22 protein-coding genes and 1 pseudogene are annotated in these 21,654 nt (G+C 63.5%); 9 read left to right on the forward strand and 14 right to left on the reverse strand.

Translation table 11 applies throughout. The features are described from left to right. Positions 1–3: 3 nt before the first annotated feature. The 3 genes from NKG59_RS02420 to NKG59_RS02430 all read right to left on the reverse strand — a co-directional run bounded on the left by NKG59_RS02420 (position 4) and on the right by NKG59_RS02430 (position 3,388). The gene (locus tag NKG59_RS02420) at positions 4–1,167 is read right to left on the reverse strand and encodes an alkane 1-monooxygenase (RefSeq protein ID WP_253534870.1); all 1,164 of its coding nucleotides are present in this window, start codon (positions 1,165–1,167) and stop codon (positions 4–6) included. A gap of 300 nt (positions 1,168–1,467) precedes the next feature. Further along, on the reverse strand, positions 1,468–2,280 hold the full coding sequence (locus NKG59_RS02425; protein WP_253534872.1) for an alpha/beta fold hydrolase: 813 nt from the start codon (positions 2,278–2,280) through the stop codon (positions 1,468–1,470). A gap of 7 nt (positions 2,281–2,287) precedes the next feature. Then, positions 2,288–3,388 (reverse strand): branched-chain amino acid aminotransferase, encoded by a 1,101-nt coding sequence (locus NKG59_RS02430; RefSeq protein ID WP_253534874.1) that lies wholly within the window; start codon positions 3,386–3,388, stop codon positions 2,288–2,290. 387 nt (positions 3,389–3,775) lie between these two features. Between NKG59_RS02430 and NKG59_RS02435 the strand changes: the two genes are divergently transcribed. After that, positions 3,776–4,207 carry a hypothetical protein gene (locus NKG59_RS02435; protein ID WP_253534877.1) on the forward strand — a complete coding sequence of 144 codons (432 nt, stop codon included), beginning with the start codon at positions 3,776–3,778 and terminating at the stop codon, positions 4,205–4,207. A gap of 28 nt (positions 4,208–4,235) precedes the next feature. On the opposite strand, the gene mdtD is transcribed toward NKG59_RS02435, so the two are convergent. After that, positions 4,236–5,654, reverse strand: coding sequence for a multidrug transporter subunit MdtD (mdtD, locus tag NKG59_RS02440; protein WP_301288034.1), 1,419 nt, complete (start codon positions 5,652–5,654; stop codon positions 4,236–4,238). Positions 5,655–5,777: 123 nt separating this feature from the next. Here mdtD and NKG59_RS02445 point away from each other — a divergent pair, with 123 nt between their 5' ends. Then, the gene (locus NKG59_RS02445) at positions 5,778–6,635 is read left to right on the forward strand and encodes a LysR family transcriptional regulator (protein WP_024978489.1); all 858 of its coding nucleotides are present in this window, start codon (positions 5,778–5,780) and stop codon (positions 6,633–6,635) included. Positions 6,636–6,648: 13 nt separating this feature from the next. Here NKG59_RS02445 and NKG59_RS02450 read toward each other — a convergent pair whose 3' ends face one another. Together NKG59_RS02450 and NKG59_RS26485 are read right to left on the reverse strand one after the other, a co-directional pair. Beyond that, complete coding sequence (locus NKG59_RS02450; RefSeq protein WP_253534881.1) at positions 6,649–7,833, reverse strand: GGDEF domain-containing protein; 1,185 nt, start codon at positions 7,831–7,833, stop codon at positions 6,649–6,651. A gap of 266 nt (positions 7,834–8,099) precedes the next feature. Further along, entirely contained in the window at positions 8,100–8,651 is a 552-nt protein-coding gene (locus tag NKG59_RS26485; RefSeq protein ID WP_420804012.1) for a YunG family protein, read from the reverse strand. Between the two features lie 218 nt (positions 8,652–8,869). Between NKG59_RS26485 and NKG59_RS02460 the strand changes: the two genes are divergently transcribed. Then, positions 8,870–9,523, forward strand: a complete 654-nt coding sequence (locus NKG59_RS02460) for a glutathione S-transferase family protein (protein WP_253534886.1) — start codon at positions 8,870–8,872, stop codon at positions 9,521–9,523. Positions 9,524–9,529: 6 nt separating this feature from the next. On the opposite strand, the gene NKG59_RS02465 is transcribed toward NKG59_RS02460, so the two are convergent. Beyond that, positions 9,530–10,453: a recombination-associated protein RdgC gene (locus NKG59_RS02465; protein ID WP_253535675.1), complete on the reverse strand. Its 924-nt coding sequence runs from the start codon at positions 10,451–10,453 to the stop codon at positions 9,530–9,532. A gap of 174 nt (positions 10,454–10,627) precedes the next feature. Between NKG59_RS02465 and NKG59_RS02470 the strand changes: the two genes are divergently transcribed. Genes NKG59_RS02470 through NKG59_RS02480 form a run of 3 tightly spaced genes read left to right on the forward strand, consistent with a single transcriptional unit; the run spans position 10,628 to position 12,345 of the window. Then, on the forward strand, positions 10,628–11,290 hold the full coding sequence (locus tag NKG59_RS02470; protein ID WP_253534890.1) for a dihydrofolate reductase family protein: 663 nt from the start codon (positions 10,628–10,630) through the stop codon (positions 11,288–11,290). Between the two features lie 22 nt (positions 11,291–11,312). Next, on the forward strand, positions 11,313–11,738 hold the full coding sequence (locus NKG59_RS02475) for a lipocalin-like domain-containing protein (protein ID WP_045202234.1): 426 nt from the start codon (positions 11,313–11,315) through the stop codon (positions 11,736–11,738). 37 nt (positions 11,739–11,775) lie between these two features. Beyond that, on the forward strand, positions 11,776–12,345 hold the full coding sequence (locus NKG59_RS02480) for a YdeI/OmpD-associated family protein (RefSeq protein WP_253534894.1): 570 nt from the start codon (positions 11,776–11,778) through the stop codon (positions 12,343–12,345). A gap of 14 nt (positions 12,346–12,359) precedes the next feature. Here the strand turns inward: NKG59_RS02480 and aroQ are convergent, their stop codons facing one another. The 6 genes from aroQ to NKG59_RS02510 are packed head-to-tail and all read right to left on the reverse strand — an operon-like array spanning position 12,360 to position 16,682. Continuing rightward, entirely contained in the window at positions 12,360–12,803 is a 444-nt protein-coding gene (gene aroQ, locus NKG59_RS02485) for a type II 3-dehydroquinate dehydratase (protein ID WP_253535676.1), read from the reverse strand. 25 nt (positions 12,804–12,828) lie between these two features. Next, entirely contained in the window at positions 12,829–13,662 is an 834-nt protein-coding gene (gene aroE, locus NKG59_RS02490; RefSeq protein WP_253535677.1) for a shikimate dehydrogenase, read from the reverse strand. Further along, entirely contained in the window at positions 13,662–14,882 is a 1,221-nt protein-coding gene (locus tag NKG59_RS02495) for a CaiB/BaiF CoA transferase family protein (RefSeq protein WP_253534897.1), read from the reverse strand. Before NKG59_RS02495 ends, aroE begins: the two co-directional genes overlap by 1 nt. After that, positions 14,882–15,340: a MaoC family dehydratase gene (locus tag NKG59_RS02500; protein WP_253534899.1), complete on the reverse strand. Its 459-nt coding sequence runs from the start codon at positions 15,338–15,340 to the stop codon at positions 14,882–14,884. The genes NKG59_RS02495 and NKG59_RS02500 overlap by 1 nt, the downstream gene beginning before the upstream one ends. Before the next feature lie 2 nt (positions 15,341–15,342). Beyond that, positions 15,343–15,735, reverse strand: a complete 393-nt coding sequence (locus NKG59_RS02505) for a VOC family protein (RefSeq protein WP_253534903.1) — start codon at positions 15,733–15,735, stop codon at positions 15,343–15,345. Then, positions 15,732–16,682 (reverse strand): ketopantoate reductase family protein, encoded by a 951-nt coding sequence (locus NKG59_RS02510; protein WP_253534905.1) that lies wholly within the window; start codon positions 16,680–16,682, stop codon positions 15,732–15,734. The genes NKG59_RS02505 and NKG59_RS02510 overlap by 4 nt, the downstream gene beginning before the upstream one ends. An 81-nt stretch (positions 16,683–16,763) precedes the next feature. Between NKG59_RS02510 and NKG59_RS02515 the strand changes: the two genes are divergently transcribed. Then, a complete protein-coding gene (locus NKG59_RS02515) occupies positions 16,764–17,684 on the forward strand; it encodes a LysR family transcriptional regulator (protein WP_092972112.1) in 921 nt (306 codons plus the stop codon). Positions 17,685–17,766: 82 nt separating this feature from the next. Here NKG59_RS02515 and NKG59_RS02520 read toward each other — a convergent pair whose 3' ends face one another. Continuing rightward, positions 17,767–18,810 (reverse strand): hypothetical protein, encoded by a 1,044-nt coding sequence (locus NKG59_RS02520; RefSeq protein WP_253534907.1) that lies wholly within the window; start codon positions 18,808–18,810, stop codon positions 17,767–17,769. 741 nt (positions 18,811–19,551) lie between these two features. Between NKG59_RS02520 and NKG59_RS02525 the strand changes: the two are divergent. Then, a pseudogene (locus NKG59_RS02525) lies at positions 19,552–21,129 on the forward strand (methyl-accepting chemotaxis protein); the annotation flags it as partial. Positions 21,130–21,238: 109 nt separating this feature from the next. Next, positions 21,239–21,562 carry a hypothetical protein gene (locus tag NKG59_RS02530; protein ID WP_024978472.1) on the forward strand — a complete coding sequence of 108 codons (324 nt, stop codon included), beginning with the start codon at positions 21,239–21,241 and terminating at the stop codon, positions 21,560–21,562. Positions 21,563–21,654: the final 92 nt, after the last annotated feature.

Raw genomic sequence — 21,654 nt, forward strand, 5'->3', positions numbered from 1 at the left:
AGATCAGGCGCGCGCCGGATACTGCGCCAGCACCTTGTCGCGAATCGACGGCTTGATGTTCGCCAGCGACATGTTGCCTTTGTAGTGCGCCACCACGCGTGGGTTCATCATGCGAAACCACAGCGGCGGCACATAGGCGATCAGGATCATCGCGGCATAACCGGCAGGCAGTTGCGGCGAATGCTCGAAATGCCGCAGCGCCTGGAATGAGCGCGTCGGGTTGGCGTGGTGATCGGCATGCCGCTGCAGTTGATACAGGAACAGGTTCGTCACCACGTGATTGCTGTTCCACGAATGCTGCGGCGTGCACCGCTCGTAGCGGCCGCTGGGCAATTGCTGGCGGCACAGGCCGTAGTGCTCCAGGTAGTTCACCACCTCCAGCAGCGACGCGCCGTAGATGGCCTGGATGATCAGGAACGGCACCGCCTTCAGCCCGACAAACGCGATGCACACGCCCCACAGCACCACCGTCATCGCCCAGGCGTTGAGCACATCGTTGCGCCAGGACCAGACCGAGTGGCCCTGCTGCTCCAGCCGACGCTTCTCCAATGCCCACGCCGATTTGACGCTGCCCACCACCGTGCGCGGCAGAAACTCCCAGAACGACTCGCCATAGCGCGCACTTGCCGGATCGGCCGGCGTGGCCACGCGCACATGGTGACCGCGGTTGTGCTCTACATAGAAGTGCCCGTAGGCGACTGGCGCCAGCGTGATCTTCGCGAGCCACCGCTCGAAACGGTCTGTCTTGTGACCCAGCTCGTGCGCGGTGTTGATCGAGATGCCCGTCACCACGCCCACCGAAAACGCGAACGCAATGTAGTCGTACCAGGCAAGGTCATACGTGCGCAGCACCCACATCGACACCGCAAAACTCACGTAGAGCACGGTGGTCGCCAGGTAAACGATGCGGCGGTAGTAGCGCTGTTTTTCCAGCGTCGGGACGACTTCTTCGGGCGGGTTGTCACGGTCGTCGCCGATCAGTAAATCGAGCAACGGAATGATCGTGAACACGATGAACGGCCCCGCCCACCAGAGCGGATGCCAGCCCGTCGCAAGCGCCGAAACGGCCGCGATGATGGGTAGCGTGATGGTCAGCGCGCCGAGCATCCAGAGATAGCGCTTGCCGTCGGTCCATTCCACGGACGCGACCATGCCGGGTGTTGCCATTGTCTTCCTCCTGTTTTGCCCCGCTGGGTGGCTTGGCTTGTGTACGCACATGCGTGCGCCGCCGGGGTCGTGCCCGACACTTGCGTTATAGGCGCAGCAGGAGGAGAGACCAACGCCAGAAACTAGGCGCGAAACTCCAAACAAAGCGGCCGCTGTGCAGCCCTTTGGAGGCGAGAAAAAAGCAGGTGATTGAAACGGACGATTTAAAAACGGTCGTTCGATTTTGGTGCGACGCACCTGAACGGAGGCTCGCAACAACCGCTTATGCCAGCGCCCGAGGGCGCCGGTGGGCAATGCGAATCAGGCCAATGTGGGGAGGAACGTGTTGACCGCATCCAGCACAGCGGCCTCCTGCTCCCGATGCGGCACGTGCCCGCAACGCGGCACGAGTTTGAGCGTGGCGGGTGCACCGGCCAGCGTGACAATGCGCTCGGGTTGCGCAGTCGAGCCGTATTCATCTTCGGTGCCGTGCAGCGCCAGCACGGGGCTGCGCACGGCAAGCAGCGCATCGTCCAGGCACCACTGCGCAAACGCCGGAGACAACCACGTGTTGACCCACGCATCCAGCACCCATTGCGCCTTGCTGCCGTGATAGCGCTCCAGCCGGCCCATCTGGCCGGGCTGTGCAAACTGTGCCTGGGCAACGCGGATGCCCTCGCGCGTTTGCTCTTCCACGAACGACTGCGCCGACTCGGTGATCAACCCCGCGCAGCGGCCCGGATACGCCGCCGCAATCGACACGGCCATCCCACCGCCAACGCTGTGGCCGAAGACGATGAAGCGGTCCACGCCAAGTTGCTCGGTCAGCGCGGCAAAGCCACCGTACGCTTCCTGCTGAATGAAGCCCGGATCGAGCTGGCCCGCAAAGGCGTCGGATTGGCCGAAGCCAAGCCGGTCGTAGGCGATGACCGCGTGCCCGGTCGACTGCGCCAGCCGCTGCGGAAAATCGCGCCACAGCGCTACACAGCCGAGCGAATCGTGCAGCAGCACGATGGGCGGTTTGGCGGCATCGTCTAACGGGCCGCCCCACTGCCTGGCATGGAGACGGCCATCGGGTGTGGTGATCCATGCCTCGGCGCCATCCGCCGAAACCGCAGAAAGCGACTCAGCCATCCCGGTCTCAGAACAGGCGGTCGAGCCAGCCGTGCGGGTCCGGTGCGCGACCGTTCTGCAGATCGACCAGCGCCGCCTTCAGCTTGGTCGTCAGCTCGCCCGCCTTGCCATCGCCGATGGTGAAGTTGTGCTTGTGGCCCTTGACCTTGCCGATGGGCGTGACGACCGCTGCGGTACCGCATGCAAAGGCTTCGCGCAGGCGGCCGCTTTGCGCGTCGGCCTGCCATTGGTCGATGGAGTACGGCTCTTCACGCACGGTCAGGCCCATGCCGCGCGCCAGCGTGATCAGCGAATCGCGCGTGATGCCGGGCAGGATCGTGCCGGTAAGCGGCGGCGTCTGCAGCGAACCGTCATCGAAGACGAAGAACACGTTCATGCCGCCCAGCTCTTCAATCCACTTGCGCTCCACCGCGTCGAGGAAGACGACCTGGTCGCAGCCCTCGCGGGTGGCTTCGGCCTGGGCGACCAGGCTGGCAGCGTAGTTGCCGCCGCACTTGGCCTCGCCCGTACCGCCGGGCGCGGCGCGCGTGTAGTTGTCCGACACCCAGATGGTGACGCCTGACGATGCGTCGCCCTTGAAGTACGCGCCCACCGGGCAGGCAATCACGCAGAACAGGTATTCGGCCGACGGCTTCACGCCCAGCACCACTTCGGTGGCGATCATGAAGGGGCGCAGGTACAGCGACGAGCCCTGGCCCGACGGAATCCAGTCGCGATCGAGCTTGACCAGCTCGCGCACGGCCTGCAGGAAGAGATCTTCCGGCAGCGCGGGCATTGCCAGGCGCTTGGCCGAATTCTGGAAGCGGCGCGCGTTCGCCTCCGGGCGGAACAGCGCACCGCCGCCATCCGGCAGGCGGTAGGCCTTCATGCCCTCGAAGATTTCCTGCGCGTAGTGCAGCACCAGCGTGGACGGATCGCACTGGATCGGGCCATGCGCGCCGATTTTGGCGTCGTGCCAGCCCTTGCCCTCGGTGTAGCGGATGGTGGCCATGTGATCTGTGAAGACGCGGCCGAAAGCGGGGTTTTCCAGCAGGCGTGCGCGCTCTTCCGCCGGAACAGTGTCCGGGCGCTTCTCGATCGAAATGGCCGATTCGACAACGTTGTTCATACCGTCTCCAAGGGTGCAGGGGGGCACAAAAATGCCCAAACCGCTATTTTGCGCCAACGGCGATGCAATTTGGTTGCGTATTCACGCACATACGGTATTGCCGGCGGCGGAAAAACAATGCGGTTGGACGAGCCGCCCACGGGCATCAACCGCCGTAGCTCCATGGCCGAGACGCCGCCTGACTGAGGGGGAATACCGCACTGGAATAGCGCCGTCGCCGGGGCATTCGCGCGCCTGCCGGAACGGGCGCGAGAAGGCTTGATGGGCGGGCATCACCCCTGCGGGACTTGAAACCCTATGGTACGGTTGACGGAATGAATGTCATGACCCGCCATCCCCTGCTGGTGCATGGCGGCACAACGGTGCCGCCAGGGAGCGTTGCGCACCATGAGTGATGCGAAACGCGATCCGCGTCGCCAGATCCACGCCGAAAAAGTCGCCGCCAGCCGGGCTTTGCGCCTGAGCGTGCCGGCAGAGGCACGGCCCGCGCCAGTGAGCCGAAAAGACTGGCTTCGGCAACGGAAGGAACAACTGCAGGCCGCCCGCGTTGCCGCCAAACAGCGACGCGATCTACTCAAGGCAGAAATCCTCTCGGCCGCACAGGAAGTTGCGCGCGAAGAGCGGGTGGCCGCGCGGCTGGATGCCGAACGCATCAAGGCGGAAACGAAATCCGCCAGCGTGCATGCCAAGGAAGACGCACGTGCTGCGGCCAAGTTCGAGCGCAGCAAGCCAGGCAGGTCAACGTCAAAGCGCAAGACGCTCGGGACGGGAAAGCGCAAATTGGTCTCTTACGCCGATCTTCTGCGCATGCGCGGATGAGGCCCGACCCACGCAGCGCCTGCAATCGTTAGCGCGCCTGAACAGCCTTCGCTTCTACGTTCTTGGCATGGAGCGGCGCGGGCTTGGCATCGAGCCTGCGAAAAATCCACGCAGAAAACACGGTCACGACGCCCATGGTGAAGAACGCCAGCCGATACGCCGGCGCGGCCACACCTAGCTTGACCGAGAAAAGGCTCACAAGCCCGCCCCCGATCGATACGCCCAGGCCGATTGCTAACATCTGCACCATTGAGAACAAGCTGTTGCCGCTGCCCGCATCCTGATGCGACAAGCCTTTGAGCGTGATGCTGTTCATGGCCGCAAACTGCATCGAATTCGCCCATCCAAACACCGACAGTTGCACGATCGATAGCGCCAGCGGCCAGCCCGGCGCCATGGCCGCAAACGAGGCAATCGAGACACCGACGACCCACGTGTTGACCTGAAGAAACACGTCGTATCCGAACCGGTTCACGAGCGGGACGACCCAACGCTTGGCGAGCATGCCGGCAATGGCAATCGGCAATAGCAGCAACCCCGAATGGAACGGCGAATACCCAAGCTGCAACTGGAACAGCAGCGGTAACAGGAATGGCACGGCGCCGGAACCGATGCGGCAAAACAGGTTGCCGACCAGCCCAATGCTGAAGTTCGGTTCGCGAAAGAGCACAAGCTGGAACAGCGGTGCCACACGCCGCCTTGCGTGCGGAATATAAAGCAGCGCGCTGACGATGCTCACGGCGATCAGCGCCACGCTCCAGGGGCTACGTGCACCGTTTTCGAGCGCCAGCGAGAAGGCCACCATGCACAACGACAGCAGCCCGCAGCCAAGCCAATCGAATGGCGCCACGGCGCGCACGGCGTCTTGCGGCAGATAGCGCCGTACCGCAAACAGACCGACGAAACCCACCGGCACGTTGATCAGGAAAATCCAGTGCCACGAGACATCCTGCACGAGCCAACCGCCCAGGGCGGGCCCCAGGAGCGGACCAACCTGCCCCGCCACCGACACGAAGGCCAACGCTGCGATGTACTGCTCGCCCGGAATGTTGCGCAGCACCGCCAGCCGGCCGATCGGCAACAGCATCGATCCGCCAATCCCCTGCAGCACACGTGCGATCACCAGTTGCGGCAGCGTGTGTGCCGTTGCACAGAACACCGAACCGAGAACAAAAATCAGGATCGCGGTGAAATAGACGCGCCGCGTACCGAACTTGTCCGCCAGCCACCCTGATGCTGGCGTCAGCATGGCCATGGTCAGCGTGTAGGCCACCACCACCGATTTCAAGTCGAGCGGCTTTTCACCGAGGCTGCGTGCCATCGATGGCAGCGCAGTATTGACGATCGTTGTGTCCAGCGCCTGCATGAAGAAGCCGGCAAAGACAATCCACAGCATGGCCTTCTGCGAGGCGCTCTGTGGGGCGGCGGAAGTTGAAGCGGTGTGCATGTGAATCCTGGAATGCTGTCCGGAAAGCGCCGGACATCACCCGCAATGCTACCGATGGATAGCCAATCGGGAACCCCTCTAGAGACGTTGACTGTTATCGGAAAACCCGATGACAATGCCAGCATGCTCAATCCTGTCTGGATTCAAACCTTCGCCACGGTGGCCGCCGCCCATAGCTTTACGGAGGCCGGGCGCCAGCTTGACCTGTCGCAATCGTCGGTCAGCGATCACATCCGCCGGCTGGAGCAAAGCGTGAACCGGCGGTTATTTGTGCGCGACACCCATTCGGTCTCGCTCACACCCGACGGCGAGGCGCTGCTCGTTCACGCGAAGTTGATCCTCGAATCCCTGGCGCGCGCCGAGTTGCAGTTCAGTGCGCCCCGGCTGCAGGGCCGTGTCCGGCTGGGCTCTTCGGAAGACTTGGCGCAGGGGCCGCTGCCCAATCTGCTTGCCGCTTTCCGGGCCACGCACCCGGATGTGGAGCTTGAAATCACGATGGGGATGACCAGCAAGCTGTATGAAGGCATCGAAGACGGCTCGCTTGACCTGATTGTCGGCAAGCGCCGCGAAGGCGGCCGACGTGGTGTCCCGCTATTCCGAGGGCAGCTCGAATGGCTGGCGCGGCCCGGTACCGTGGTCGATGTGAGTCAGCCGCTGCCGCTCATCCTTGTCAACGAGCCGAGCGTAACCCGCGCAATCGTGCTGGACACGCTGGCCGCGGCCGGTTGGCTGTGGCGCGTGGTCTGCACCAGCAGCAGTCATTCCGGGTGTATTGCGGCCGCACGCGGCGGCCTGGGGATTACCGTGCGTGCGCAGAACCTGGCCGGCGGCGGGCTGGTGCCGCCCGTCAATGGCGATGTCCTGCCGCCGCTGCCGGCAATCGAATTCATTACGTTGTCTGCGCGGCGCTTGAGCAAGCCTGCGGAGACGCTCTTGCAGCTCATCCGCAAGAGCGACCTGCGCGCCGGGCGGACGGACTGAACAACGTTCACCGTTACGAGAACACAGCCTCGTCGACTTGCCCGGCAGGCTGCGCGACTTCAAGCCGATTGCCGCCCAGCGATTTGGCACGGTAGAGCGCCTTGTCTGCAGCAGCCAGACCATCCGCCAGCGACGGCAGATCGGCGTCGAACTGAGCCATGCCAATGCTGACTGTCGCCAGAATGCCGGCGCTGTCACTGCGGCGTTGCACCGCCTCCGCAAAACACTTGGCCACGGCCTCGCCCCGCGTTCTGGCATGGCGGGCGTCGTCGCCCGACAGCAGCGCGGCGAATTCCTCGCCGCCAATGCGCGCAAGCATTACGTCGGGGCCAAGCACGCCCTGCGCGATTTCCGCAAACACCTTGAGAACGGTGTCGCCAGCCTGGTGTCCGTAGCGGTCGTTGATGGCCTTGAACCGGTCCAGATCAAACACGAGCATGGCGACGGGCCGGTTGCTGCCGATGCCTTCGATCAGGCGTTCACCCCGCTCGAAGAACCAGCGGCGATTGCCAAGGCGGGTCAGGTAGTCCGTCTGCGACTCGCTCAGAAGCTGGCCGTGGGCTTCGTCCCGAATGAGCTTCAGCAACGTCATCGGCAACACCATCGCGTACAAGACGCCCTCGATCATCGTCAACTTGCTGGCCAATGGCTGCATGGCCGGCCCGAATGCGGACACCAGCCAAGGTAGCGCGAGCCCGCGGGCAAGGTAGAGCGCGGCATGCAGGATCGTCACCATCACCACGAGTTGTCGCGGGCGCAGCGGCTTCATGGTGTCGCATCGCCACATTTCCCGGGCCGTCATCGCACTGACCAACGCAATCGGAATCGCGCTGACGTAGTTCCAGAGGATGCCTTGCCACTGCGCACTCCAGATCGCCCAGACCAGGGCCATGCCGATGAGCACGCCGGCTGCGGCGCCGCGATACTGCCGCCCGTTCAGCGCCGCCACGCCCGACAGCACGAGCAGATAGCCGCACAGCATGATGAGGTTGCAGAGTGCAGCGCCCGTCGCGCCCGGCACTACGTGGCGGAACAGCACGGCCGTGCACCCGAGCGAGAGCGTCGCAAACCCGGCCGCCAGCAGGCGCAACGCCTTGCTGCGCCGGGGGTTGGTCCGATGCTCCCAGAACAGCATTCCAGCGCTGGCGAGCAGGATTCCGACGGCAAGGAGATAAAGGGTAAGAAGATCGACGTACATCCGGATATCAAAACAGGGCGCCGAGCATGGCGGCGCGCGCTCCGGATTTTACGTGGGAACATCGTCGCGCATCGGGCGCGGCAGCCCCCTCCCTACGGGGGTGAGCGCGGTATCACTGGCAGCGAAACACCAGAAATGGCGCCCAAAAGCCGGGGTGCCTCCTGCCCGCGCCCCGTCGAGCACGCACAAGCACGACGCAGCATCGAACAGGCACCGTCAATTCGCGCCAGGCTGGCCGGATGCTGCGGGATACCGAGCGGAAAGCGCTATCTGCTCGCCTTCAGCCTCGACACGAGCAGTGCATATTTTTCCGGTGAGGTATCAGCCAACGCGGCTTCGCGCGTGGACGGCGTGTCGTCATACGGCACCGGCTCGGCAAACTGGCTCACTGTCAGATCCCACATCTTGCCGTCGATCCGGTTGTAGAAGTGCGTGCCGCCTGGCGTCTGCGTCGTGAGGATGTCTCCACCGAAATAGTCCTGCACGACAAGCGAAGTCACGCTGCAATGATTCTGCGCCGGATTTGACGGTGACCACGCATTGGTCGGGCTCGATGTATCTGCGGACCACACGTTCGAGAGCGCTCGGTACAGATCGAGGGGCATTGCGAAAGGGGGCGACACGGCTGGCATTTGATCTTCCTGTTTCATCGATAGGGAAGCGGCGGTTGAATCGAGGTTGGATACCCCGGTTGATGCGACAGCGGATGGAACGCGCAAAAAACAAAAAGCCCCGTCGATGTCGGCGGGGCTTCGGTGCGCATGGTGTTGCGGATTGCTAATGCGTGCACGTCCCCAGCGGCCATCCCCAATGGGCATGCGCGTGATGCTGGATCGCAATGGTGAGGGACGTGTGGGTTTGCATGGGGACGAGTGTGCCTTCCGGCGTGAGTCGCGTCAACGAATGTCGGTTGACCTTTGACGCCGGCGTGCACATGCTTGGCACGCAACGTGGTGGAGTCTTCCGTTCTACTGAAAACCAACCGCCGGTGCCGCGGCCTCCACGGGTGGCTCCAGGCACGCACCGGAGCGCACGCATGATCCCTACCATTACCGCTTTTGAACGCTCGCCCAATGGCGGCAAGGGACTGGCGCGCGACACACGTGTCCGCTGGGCGCTAGAAGAAGCAGGCCGGCCCTACAACGTCCGGCTGGTTTCGTTCCAGGCGATGAAAGCGCCTCCGCACCTGAGCCTGCATCCGTTCGGCCAGATTCCTACCTACGAAGAAGGCGACCTCGCCCTGTTCGAGACAGGCGCAATCGTCTTCCATATCGCCGAGCGGCATACGGATTTATTACCAAACGATAACAATGCCAGGGCGCGGGCGATCACGTGGATGTTTGCGGCGCTCAACACCGTCGAACCGCCGATTCTTGAACTCGTTACTGCAAAGTTCCAGGAGGGCGACAAGCCGTGGACCGCTGAGCGCTTGCCGCTGATCATGGATCGCATCCGCCGTCGGCTGGATCAACTTTCTGCGCGCCTGGGCGATGCGGATTGGCTCGATGGTGCATTCAGCGCTGGGGACTTGTTGATGGTGTCCGTACTGCTCCGGCTGCGGCCGTCGGGCCTTCTGGACGAATTCCCGAGCCTGGCCGCCTACGTCGCGCGCGGTGAAGCGCGGCCCGCTTACCAGCGCGCGTTCGAGGCGCAACTGGCGGTGTTTACCGGCACACCGCCAGCCGGCTGACGAAGCTCAGGCCGCTTTGGCCTGTTGCACAGCGTCGAGCTGATCGCCGCCAAGACTGTCGACCAGGTCGGTCAGCATCCGCGCCAGCTCGCCGGTCATCAGCGCGACATCGGAGTCGAAGCGTTCATCATCGTTTTGGGCGGTGGGGTCTTCGGCTTCCTTGATCACGTCAAGCGGCGTCACGCGCTTGATCAGGAGCGACGGCGTCAGCACGAAGGAGACCCGGTCGTCCCAGGTCATGGCAAGGCGCATGCATTGTTTGCCGGCTTCGATATGCCGGCGCATGTCTTCCGCTTCGAGCGCGTGGCCGACGTATCGCACGGTGGCACCGCCCTCGCCCGTCGAGCGCAGCTCCGCGTCCTGGTCTACGGTAAAACCGCCGGGCGCCTCTCCAGAGAGCAGCCACTCCGTCATTGCCGCAACCGGCGAATGCGCCACGTGCACGTTGGTGAGCGGCAATTGATCGATCGACTTCACGAGCAGGCCGCGCACGTCGTCGGCAACCGCCTGCGAGGCCGCATCGATCACGAGCCAGCCGTTTGCGGTATCGATCCAAACCCGGGTATCGCGCCGAATGCTGAACGCGCGCGGCAGTAGTTCGTCGGTCACCTGCTCCTTGAGTTCGCGCAGTTGCTTTCGGCCGGGCTTGAAGCCCTGCTGCTCCTCAACCTCAAGCGCGCGGGCTTTGGTCACCTGATTGATGACGGACGCCGGCAGCAGCTTCTTTTCCGCGCGAAAGGTCAGCAGCATCTGGCCGTTGTTCGAATACACGAGCGCGCCGTCATCACGTGGCGATGCCCAGCCGGAGGTCTGCTTTTCTACACTGTTGCCCGGTTGAAACGCGTGAGGTGCCAGCCACTTTTCAAGCTGTTCAGGGGTAACGGCCCAAGGTGCCGGCAGGCGATGAAGCTGAAGGTTTTTGAACCACATGGGAGTACGGGCAAAGTGCGCGATTCTAAATGATGGCGGCCCCCTCCTCCCAATGGCCGATGTCCGGCCCGGCGCGCGCGGCACGTTCGGCTGGCGCCGGTACTAATATGCAGGTCTTGACGCCGGCATCCGTTGATGACCGTTCGGGCGTCGCATTCGAGCTGGAGACAAACGATGACACGCGTTCGCGTTGCGGGCTTCACCATCTCGCTTGACGGATACGGCGCAGGTCCGGATCAGGACATCAACAATCCACTCGGCATTGGCGGGACAGAACTGCACACGTGGCTCGTCACGACGCGCACGTTCCAGCACGCCCTGCTTGGCAAGGACGGCGGCACCACCGGCGTTGACAATGATTTTGCCGCCCGCAGTTTTCAGAACGTTGGGGCGTGGATTCTCGGGCGAAACATGTTCGGCCCCATTCGCGGGGACTGGCCCGACGACAACTGGAAAGGCTGGTGGGGCGACAACCCGCCGTATCACGTTCCCGTATTCGTGTTGACCCACTACGCGCGTGCGCCCATCGAGATGGAGGGCGGCACGACCTTCCACTTCATCACAGGCGGCGCCCAGGAAGCGCTCGACCGTGCCCGCGAGGCGGCCGGCGGGAAAGATGTACGCATCGGCGGTGGGGCAGGCACCATCCGACAGTACCTTCGCGAGGGCCTCATCGATGAACTGCACATTGCGATCTCGCCGATCTTGCTCGGCCGTGGGGAACCTCTCTTCGAAGGCATTGATTTGCGAGCGCAGGGCTATACGTGTGTTGAATCCGTAGCGTCGGAAAACGCGACGCATGTTGTTCTGCGGCGCCCGCCCCGTACGAACATCTGAACGGACGATGACAGGACGAACCATGACTGAGCACGACGCAAAACTGCACGGTAGCTGGCGATTGGTGTCTTTCGAGACCGAGATGCAAGAGACAAAGGAGCGCACGCAGCCCTGGGGCGCGGATCCCAAAGGGTCGCTGATCTTCGGTGCGGATGGGCGCCTCATGGTGCTTCTCACCGCAAAGGTGCGGGAGCCCGGCAATACAGACGAGAAACTGCTCGCGCTATTCCGTACGGTGATGGCCTATACGGGGCGGTATCGGGTCGAGGGGGACCGGTTCATCACAAAGGTGGATGCATCCTGGAATGAAGCCTGGACTGGCACGGAGCAGGAACGGTTCTACACGCTCGACGCAGACACACTTGAGGTCCACACAGCGTGGATGCCGAACCCGCTGGTTTCCGAAAATCCAATGGGAAGAGGTGTGCTGCGTTTCAAGCGCGAATAACCTCCCCTGGCAACTTGACGGTGAGTGATCTAGCGAGATGTCGAACGAACAACTTACGTTCACCACTCAGAATGCCTGGGAAGCCTGGCTCGACACCCACGCAGAGGCCGTGACCGGTGTCTGGCTCCGCATCGCAAAGCGGTCGGCCGACCAATCGACCGTGTCTTACGCACAGGCGCTGGAGAGCGCGCTCTGCTACGGATGGATCGATGGCCAAAAAAAGGCTGAGAACGAGCACTACTGGCTACAGCGATTTACGCCGAGAACCACGAAAAGCATCTGGTCGAAGATCAACAAAGCCAAGGCAGAAGCGTTGATCTCCGACGGAAGGATGCGCCCAAGCGGGCTTCGTGCAATCGATCTGGCCAAGCGCGACGGGCGTTGGGAGGCTGCCTATGCATCGGCAAGTACGTCAACGGTGCCCGATGACCTGCAGCTGGCTCTCGACGCCAACCCGAAGGCCGGGCAATTCTTCTCGACCCTGAATAGCCAGAACCGCTATGCGATTCTGTTCAGAATCCAAAACGTGAAGAAGGCCGAGACGCGCGCAAGGAAGATCGCTCAGTTCATCGACATGCTGAACAAGGGCGAGAAGCTTCATCCATAGCATTTGCCCGCCCGCTAAGCTGGATCGAGTGCCGAGACCGCAGCCCTCAGGGCCAGAAGGTAACTCTGTACTCCGAACCCACAGATCTGCCCGGTGACGATGTCTGCAAACACCGAGTGATGCCGGAACGGCTCGCGTGCGTGGATATTGGACATATGCAATTCCACCACCGGACAAGTCAGGATCGCCAGTGCGTCGCGAATGCCGTAGCTGTAATGCGTCCACGCACCCGCGTTGATCAGCACGGCGTCCTGGCCGTCCTCAAATGCACGGTGAATGCGCTCGCACATCGCCCCTTCGCTGTTTGTTTGGAAGGACTCCACCTGCACGCCAAGTTCGGCGCCCAACGCCTGCAATCTGGCGTCGATCTCGGCCAGCGTGATCGTCCCGTATTGCACAGGATCGCGCTCGCCGAACATGTTGTGATTGACGCCGTGCAGCATCAAGATGCGCTTCAGCTTCATTCGGGCCTCCGTGCTGGACTCAATCAAGGGGAACGGTGAGCCGATCGATCACCGGCCGTGTCTCCGGACGCACGCCGCGCCACCACGCGAACGCTTCAGCGGCCTGTTCGACCAGCATGCCGACACCGTCTGCGATGTTGCGCACACCCGCGTTGCGGGCGAGCCGCAGGAACGGCGTCAACCCCTTGCCGTAGGCCAGTTCATAGGCCATCCCTTCGGGGCGGAAGATGCTCGGTGGAACAGGTGGCAAATCGCCTGTCAGACTCGCTGAGGTGGCATTGACCACCAGATCGAAGCGCCCCATCGACTCCAGATCGGCATACCCGCACGCAGCAACTGGGCCGCGCTCCGCAACCTGTGCCGCCAGCGCCTGCGCTTTTGCGACGTCGCGGTTCGCGATGACCATCTCCGCCGGCATCGCCTGCAGGAACGGCAGCAGAGCGCCGCGCGCCGCGCCGCCGGCACCGAGCATCAGCACGCGCTTGCCAGACATCGGGAGCCCCAGGTTGGCTTCGATGTCGCGAACCAGCCCAATGCCGTCGAAGTTTTCGGCCAGGATGCGGCCATCCTCAAACTTCAGTGCGTTCGCCGCGCCGGCCAACGTTGCACGCTCGCTGCGCTCGTCGGCCATCGCAAAGGCCTTGAGCTTGAACGGCGCCGTGACATTCATGCCCTTGCCCCCGCCTGCGGCGAACCTGCGAACGACATCCGCGAACGCCGCCTCCGGTTCGACCGGCCCTTCGATGGCCGTGTATTGCATGTCCTGTCGCGTCTCCTGCGCAAATAGCCCGTGAATGAGCGGCGATTTGGTATGAGAGATTGGATTGCCGATCACCGCGTAGTGGTCAGTCATCATTGAGCTCGCTTCGAATAGAGGACGCCATCAACCTGCATCGCGTGAATCTCGTCTGAGTCGAAACCCAGGGCGCGCGCCACTTCGGCGTTGTGCTCGCCCAGGTCGGGCGCGACATCGCGGACCGTCGTATCGCAATCGGAGAACTTGAACGGCAGGTTCGGCAGGCGCAACGTGCCATAGCGTGGGTGCTGTTGCTCGACCACCATCCCCCGCGCCTGAATTTGCGGATCGGCCAGCACCTCGTCGATGCGCTGCACCTTGGCGCATGGCACATCGATGCCATCCAGCAGCTCCAGCACCGATGCCACGGAACGTGCTGCCACCCAGGGCTCGACCACAGAGAGGATTTCCGTGCGGCACGCGTTGCGCCCAGCGCCCGCATGAAACCGCGTGTCGGTGCCGAAGCCCGCCGGGCCACCATTCGCCTCGACCAGCGCAGCGAAGCGCTTCCAGGCGTCGTCCACCTGCGCGGCGATCACCAGATCGCCGTCAGCCGCGCGGAAGACGCCATAGAGGGTGGAGGTCGGCATGTCATGTCCAGTCTGCTCGGGCAGTACGCCCTGCAGGGTGTAGCACTGCACCGCGTATTCGTGCATCGACACCAGCGTGTCGTACAGCGCCATGTCGATGTGTTGCCCTCGATGGCTCTTCACGCGTCCCAACAAGGCCGCGTTGATGGCGGCGACGGCGTGTATGCCCGTATACATGTCACCGAGCGAGATGCGCAGCAGCGGCGGCCGCTCACCCGGCGTGCCGACCATTTGCATGATGCCGCTCTTGGCTTCGGCAATCAGTCCGAAACCGGCGCGATGTGCGTCCGGCCCGGTATGTCCGTAAGCCGAGATGGAGCAATAGACCAGGCCAGGATTGCGCGCCGACAGCTCGGCATAGCCCAGTCCCAGCTTGTCCAGCGCACCGGGTCGGTAGTTCTCGATGAACACGTCTGCCGAATCGCACAGCCGCAGCATGAACGCCTTGCCGCGCGGGTCCTTCATGTTGACGCTCACACCGCGCTTGCCCATGTTGAGCTGCAGGAAATAGCCGCTTTGCTCATCGTCGAGCACGGTGGCGTGCTGGCGGCCGGCGTCGCCGGTGCCGGGGCGCTCGACCTTGATCACTTCGGCGCCGAGCGCGGCCAGGCATCGACCGACGTAGGGGCCTGCAAGGAAGTGGCTGTAGTCGACAACGCGGATACCTTCAAGAGGGCGAGCTTGCATCAGAACGCTCCCGGCCGGCGCGGCACCATCAGACGATGCTCGCCGCGTTGCACCACCTGACCGTCCTGGTTGATCAGCTCCGATGGCAACACGACGATGCCCCAGCCCGGCCGGCTCTTGCTTGCCCGCATCTCCCCGACGCGGAACTTCACGTGCAGCACGTCGTTGACCTTGATCGGCAGCAGGAAATCCCAGGTCCAGCCGAGCGACATGCCGGGCAGGAAGCGGTAGTCGCTCTGCGTTTTCAGGCCATCGGCAATCGACAGCCCAAACAGCCCATGCGCGACGATGCAACCGAAATGACTGGCATCGGCATAGGCCTCATCAACATGCACCGGTGTGTGGTCACCGGTGAGGTCGGCGTAAGCGAGGATGCGTTCCTTCGTTACCGTGTAGCTCGGGCTCACGCAGGTGTCGCCCTCGCGTGCGTCATCCCAATATTTTTCGACGATGGTCATATTTATGCCTGCGCACGTGGGTTGATGGCCAGCGCCTGCGCTACGCAAGACGCAGGCTTGGCCTGGATGAGTTCGACCGCCAGGCCATCCGGCAAGCGCAGCCAATTGCGGCCCTGCGGCATTTCGCTGACGCCGAAACCGTGTGCCAGGGACAGCGCGACTTCGAGGTCTTCGCACATCACCCCAAGGTGAGCGAGCCGGCCCTCGGGGCCCTCGAACTCCGGGGCATGGATGAACTGCAGTCCACCGAGGGTCCAGTACTGCCGAGGCGCTTCACGCGTGCCATCGATCTCGCGCAGCGTCATGCCGAGCACCTCTTCGAAGAAACGGATGTGCCAATGGATGTCTTTCACCCAGATGGCGACGTGTTCCAGATAGGCCTTGGGGGCGCTCATGCGGTGGTCTCCTGGCGTTGACGATCAGCCATCTCGCGCTCGATGCCTTTGATGCAGGCGACCAGCGTGGCATTGACCGGTGTCGGCACGCCGTGCTGCTGCCCGTAGCGCACGACTGAACCGTTGATGAAATCGATCTCGGTGATCGACCCTTTCTCCAGGCTTTGCAGCATCGATGTCTTGAACGCCGCGGGAAGGCCCTCGGCGGCAAGCGTCCAGGCCTGCTCCGGGTCCGTCATCGATAGCTTCACGCCTGCGGACTGCGCCGCCGCAATCGCCTCGGCCACCGCCGCAAGTGAGGTGGCCTTGAGCAGCGCATCGTCATAGAGCTGGCCGTAGGTCAGGCGTGTGATGCCGGTCAGCGCGCCTGTGGCGACGTTCACCAGGAGCTTGTCCCACATCGTGCCGACAATGTTCTCGCTGACGGTGGTCGCCAGCCCCGCTGCGTTGAATGCGTCTGCGATGGCCTGCACACGCGGTGTCACGCGGCCGTCGAGTTCGCCGATGTACGTTGCCTTGCCAACCACGCCGGACTGAATATGGCCGGGGCCACGCAACACCCCGCCCACGTAGGTCTTGCCTGCCAGCACCCGTTCGCGGCCGACGATGTCCGCCAGGATCTCTTCATGCCCCAAGCCGTTCTGCAACGACAGCACCAGCGTATCGGGCCCAACTAAAGCGGCCGCGCCGCGCATGGCCGCGTCGGTCTGGAAGGATTTGACGAGCACGATCACCAGTTCTGCTATGCCGACCTCTGCAGCGTGTGCCGCTGCCAGCACCTGGATGCGTCGGGTGCCCTGCGCGTCGTCAACCCGCAGGCCCTCGCTGCGCATGGCGTTGACGTGGGCCGGTGAGCGGCTGATCAGCCAGGTCTCATGGCCGCCTTCCGTGAGCGCGGCACCGATGGCGCAGCCCAGCGCGCCGGCGCCCAGAATCGCAATCTTCAATGGCGTCTCCTTGTCGTGTGGTTGCACGATAGAAGGCGGCACTTATACTGACAATACAATGATCCAAATACCGTTATTGCCATGGACAATAGTGCGGCGTCGCTGGCCGATCTGCCCGACCTGAAGCTTCTGCAGCTGTTCGACCTCCTCTACGACGTGCGCAACGTCAGCCGGGTTGCCGAACAGCTCGGACAGAGCCAGCCGACCGTCAGCATCTGGCTCGGGCGCCTGCGGGACTACGTGCGGGATCCCCTGTTCATCCGCACGCCAGGCGGCATGGCACCGACGCCACAGGCCGACGCGCTGATCGGGCCGTGTCGGGAAATTCTCGAATCGCTGAGGCGCTTTACTGCATGGGAGATTGCGTTCGACCCAGCAACGGCGCAGCGGCGCTTTCGCATCTGCATGACCGATGCGAGCCACATCACCCTGCTGCCGCGCCTGCTGGCACACGTTCGCGCGCAGGCGCCCGGTGTTCGCCTGGAAGCTGCCCGGATTGACGGCAATACAGAACGCACCTTGGAATCGGGCGAGGCCGACCTCGCGATTGGCTACGTGCCCTGGCTGAGCGGCAGCATCTACCAGCAGCAGTTGTACGAGCAGGATTGGGTGTGCCTCGCCAACCGCCACCATCCCCGGATCCGCACCCGGTTTGGAGTCAAGCAATACTGTGCGGAGGGGCACATCGCCGTCACAGCAGGCACGGGGGCGCAACTCCTCCAGCAAGCACTGACGCGCGAGCGCATCGAGCGCCAGGTCGTGCTGGAACTACCGGGGTTCCTCGGACTGGGCGCGATTGTCCAAACGACGGACTTGATTACCACGTTGCCCCGCCACATCGGCGAAACCCTCGCGCAGGCCAATGACCTTGCCGTGCGCGCGTGTCCGTTCCCTGTGGAGGGTTTTGCCGTTCGGCAGCACTGGCATGCCCGGTATCACCACGAAGCCGGCAACCGCTGGTTGCGCGGTGTGGTCAGTCAACTCTTTGGTGGTTCGCGCTAGCCGGGTGTGGCAATCCATCCTCGTGCGCGAGGATGCTCCGCGTGTCCCGCCCCGTCGCTGATTCAAACCCGGCACAAACCCCTCACAGCCCGTGTTGCGCCCGGTATGCGGCTTCCGCGCCTGCATAGTCGGGGCTTTCGCTGTGGTACTCCGCGCGTTGGTCTTCAGCTTGATGGATCGACTGCAGCTCGCTGGCGCTCAACTGACGAGGCGCCGGGCGCGCCGCACGCCTGAGCCCAACGGCGGCGGGCGTCGGTTGGCGAGCGGCATGGTCTGCATAGGCCTGCTGATAGTTCGGCATTTCGCCGTGGTAGCGGGCGCGCTCGTCTTCGGCACGCGCAATCTGGGCGCGCTGCACATGGTCCAGCTTGGAAGGCGCAGCGCGTTGCAGGCGCGGCGGTGCAGACTGCGAGCGGCGTTCTGGCGCCGGATTGCTGCGCGCGAGATAGCTGGCGTACTCCGCGCGAGCGGCACTGTAGTCCGCATGCGCGTGGCCGTGATAGGCGGCGGCTTCCTCTGCGTCGCGCTCGAAGTCGGCCAGCGTTCGGGTCGGGGCGGTATGCGCACGTGCGGGCGTGGCAGGTGCGCTCGCCGGTCGGCCAGCCTGCGGGCGCCGTGCGGGCGTGCTTTGGGCCTGCGCGGCCGGATGCGGCCTTTGGCTCGCGAAATCCTCAAGATCCTTGAAGCTCAGCTTGGTCGGCGTGGCTGCCGGGCGGTTCGGCGTGGCTGCAACCGGGCGAGGAGCGGATGGACGCGGTGCCGGAGAAGACATTCCTCCCGATGGGCGCGCGTGTACGGCTGCCGGTTTGAGCGAGGCGACAAAGTGATCCAGGTTCAGATTGCGCGTATGGCTGTCCTTGATGCTGAGGATGACCTGCATCTGCTGCAGCAACTTGACGGATTGCGCGGGCGGCAAGTGAGCAACGTGTCGATCGAGTGTTTCCATCGCCTCGATCGGCTTGCGCCAAGCCTGCTTGCCGTGCTCGGTGGGCAGATGCTCGATCTGGCTCAACACGCGCGCACGATGATGCTGGACCGAGGTATTGCCGCCAGACACTCCATGGCCTGGCGTACGCACCGATCTGGGTGGCCCCGCAACTTCGCGCCGCACGGGGGCGTTGGCCAAGGGGGGCTGCTGGACGGGTGGCCGCACCTGCGCAGCCGGTCGGGCAACTTGTGGTTTGACCGGCTCGGCGGGCCGATTGATATGCAGCATCCGCTGCAGCGCGCGCCCTGCACGACGCGGGCTCGCCGCAAGCGACGCCAAGACCCCCTGCCGAGACCGAACCTGCTTGCCACTGGGCTGCTGCTGCGGTGCTACGTTTTCCTTGTTCGCCAAGGTGCTGTGATGTGGCAGCGTGGTGGATGCCGAGCCAATGCGATGGTTGCCCATAGACTTCATTCCCAAGATTCGGAAGGAGAAAGACGACGAGCCGGTGCCCTGCGCAACCGCGTAGCGTCGACGACCATGTTAGAGCGGCACCCGCCACGTGCTGCCGCCGCCACGAAACGCCGGTGCATCCAGCGAAGTTGCCGGACCGCGTGGGAAATTGAAACCGTTCACCCCTCCTCAAGCGGGCACAAATCGCCCCCTCCAAAAAAACTAATCACCGCCTGCCCCGCCACAACCACTTGCCCAGGCAACGTGCCCCATCACGGCATTTCGTCTTCGTGCTGGACTGAGATCGCGCCGGCCCGTGACGCTCGCGTTGGTCGCGCCAATTCTCAAAATTGCTCACATAGAGAGGATTACCCCCACTTGGTCGCTACAGCATCAAGTTTCCTTGCCGTTGCAAGTTTCGAGCAGCGCCATCGGGGCCTGCCACCAACAAACGGCGCGGTTAAAAGGCCGAACGGGGAAATCACAATGAGCATCAACAATTTGACGGTGCGCGCCAAGCTCACCTTGGCGTTTGGCTTTTTGGCGGGGCTGGTGTTGCTGGTGTCTGCGCTTGCAGTGCAGGCGCTGAGCGAGTCGAACGCGCGTTTTTCCAAGTACGTGAACGGCGTGAACGCCCGGGCCGTGCTGTCCGAACGTGTGCGCACCGCCGTGGACCGCCGCGCCATTGCGGCACGCAACCTCGTGCTCGTCACGAAGCAGTCAGACATCGACCTGGAAAAAGCCGCTGTCACGCAGGCGCACGAAGACGTGCAGAGCCGCCTGGGCAAACTCAAGGAGTTGACTGCGCAAACCGGAGACACCGATGACCGCGCACGGGCCTTGGTTGCCGACATCGACAGCATTGAGGTCAAGTACGGCCCGGTGGCGCTCGCCATTGTCAACGCGGCGCTGACTGGCAAGCATGAAGAATCCATCACGATGATGAACGAGCAGTGCCGCCCGCTCCTGGCCGCCCTCATCAAGGCAACCAACGCCTACAGCGAACACGCCCGCGAGCGCGCGCACGAGATGGAGCAGCAGTCGGCCGAGCGCTACGCATTCCAGCGCACGCTGCTCATCGGCATTTGCCTTGCCACCGTGCTGGGCGCCTTGGCTGCCGGCATTCTCATCACCCGTGGCCTGACCCGCGCGCTGGGCGCCGAGCCCGATGCCCTGAGCGACATCACGCGCCGTGTAGCCTCCGGAGACCTGAGCCCCGTGCTCGGCGGCGCAGCCGCACCGCGCGGCAGCATCCTCGCCTCCATGTCGGAAATGCAGGCCAGCCTTGTGAAGCTGATCGACCAGGTTCGTCAGGCCGCGCACGGCATTGCCAGCGATGTGGGCCAGATTGCCAGCGGCAACCAGGATCTGTCGTCGCGCACAGAGCAGCAGGCTTCGTCTTTGCAAGAGACGGCTTCCAGCATGGAAGAGCTGACCTCCACCGTGAAGCAGAACGCCGACAACGCCCAGCAGGCCAGCGTGCTCGCATCCGACGCCTCAGAGATTGCGCAACGCGGCAGCACCGTGGTCGGCAACGTGGTCGACACCATGACCGACATCCGCACCAGCTCTGCCAAGGTGGCAGACATCATTGGCCTGATTGAAGGCATTGCGTTCCAGACCAACATCCTCGCGCTCAACGCCGCGGTGGAAGCCGCACGCGCCGGCGAGCAAGGCCGCGGCTTTGCCGTGGTGGCCAGTGAAGTGCGCAGCCTCGCGCAGCGTTCATCCAGCGCCGCCAAGGAGATCAAGGAACTCATCAGCACCTCGGTGCAGAAGATCCAGGACGGCTCCTCGCTGGTGGAGACTGCCGGTAAGACCATGAACGAAGTCACCCAGGCCGTAGCACGCGTGACCGACATCATGGGCGAGATTGCCGCCGCCTCCGTCGAGCAGAGCCGTGGCATCGAGCAGATCAACATGGCCATTACGCAGATGGACGAAGTCACCCAGCAGAACGCCGCGCTGGTCGAGCAGGCAGCGGCCGCATCCACATCATTGGAAGGTCAGGGGCAGCAACTGAGCCATGCGGTGGCGTTCTTCCGGCTGCAAGGGGCGGCAGCGGTGGCCTGATGCAGCCGCGCACTGGCAGAAGAAGCGCGGGGGCGCTACGATCCATGCCCACCGTCCGCTTCTTCTCTGCTTCGCTGCTTCGCTGGTGGAGCGCTCCCCAATGCCACGTCATCACCATCATGTCTACGTCGTCGAGCTGTCACGGCAAGTGCTGGGCGAAGCGCGCTTTGTGAAAGCCAATCCGGATTACTTTGGCGACAAACCTTGCGTTTATGTGGGCATGACAGGTCAGTCGCCGGACGTGCGGTTTGACAAACACAAGGCGGGGCTGAAATCGAACCGGTTTGTGCGCGAGTATGGGTTGCGTCTGATGCCGGAGCTGTATGAGTGTTTCAACCCGATGCCTTATGAGGCAGCGCGGGAGATGGAAGTGGAGCTGGCGATCGGATTGCGCGAGGAAGGCTATGCCGTGTGGCAAGCGTGAACCGGTGGTGGATGCGGCGGCGGTACGCGTCACAGAGTTCGGGCGATAAGATAGCTTCCGTGCCTCATCAACCGCCGATCAACCTCTGCCAC

This window comes from Ralstonia chuxiongensis (assembly GCF_024158925.1).
Taxonomy (GTDB): domain Bacteria; phylum Pseudomonadota; class Gammaproteobacteria; order Burkholderiales; family Burkholderiaceae; genus Ralstonia; species Ralstonia chuxiongensis.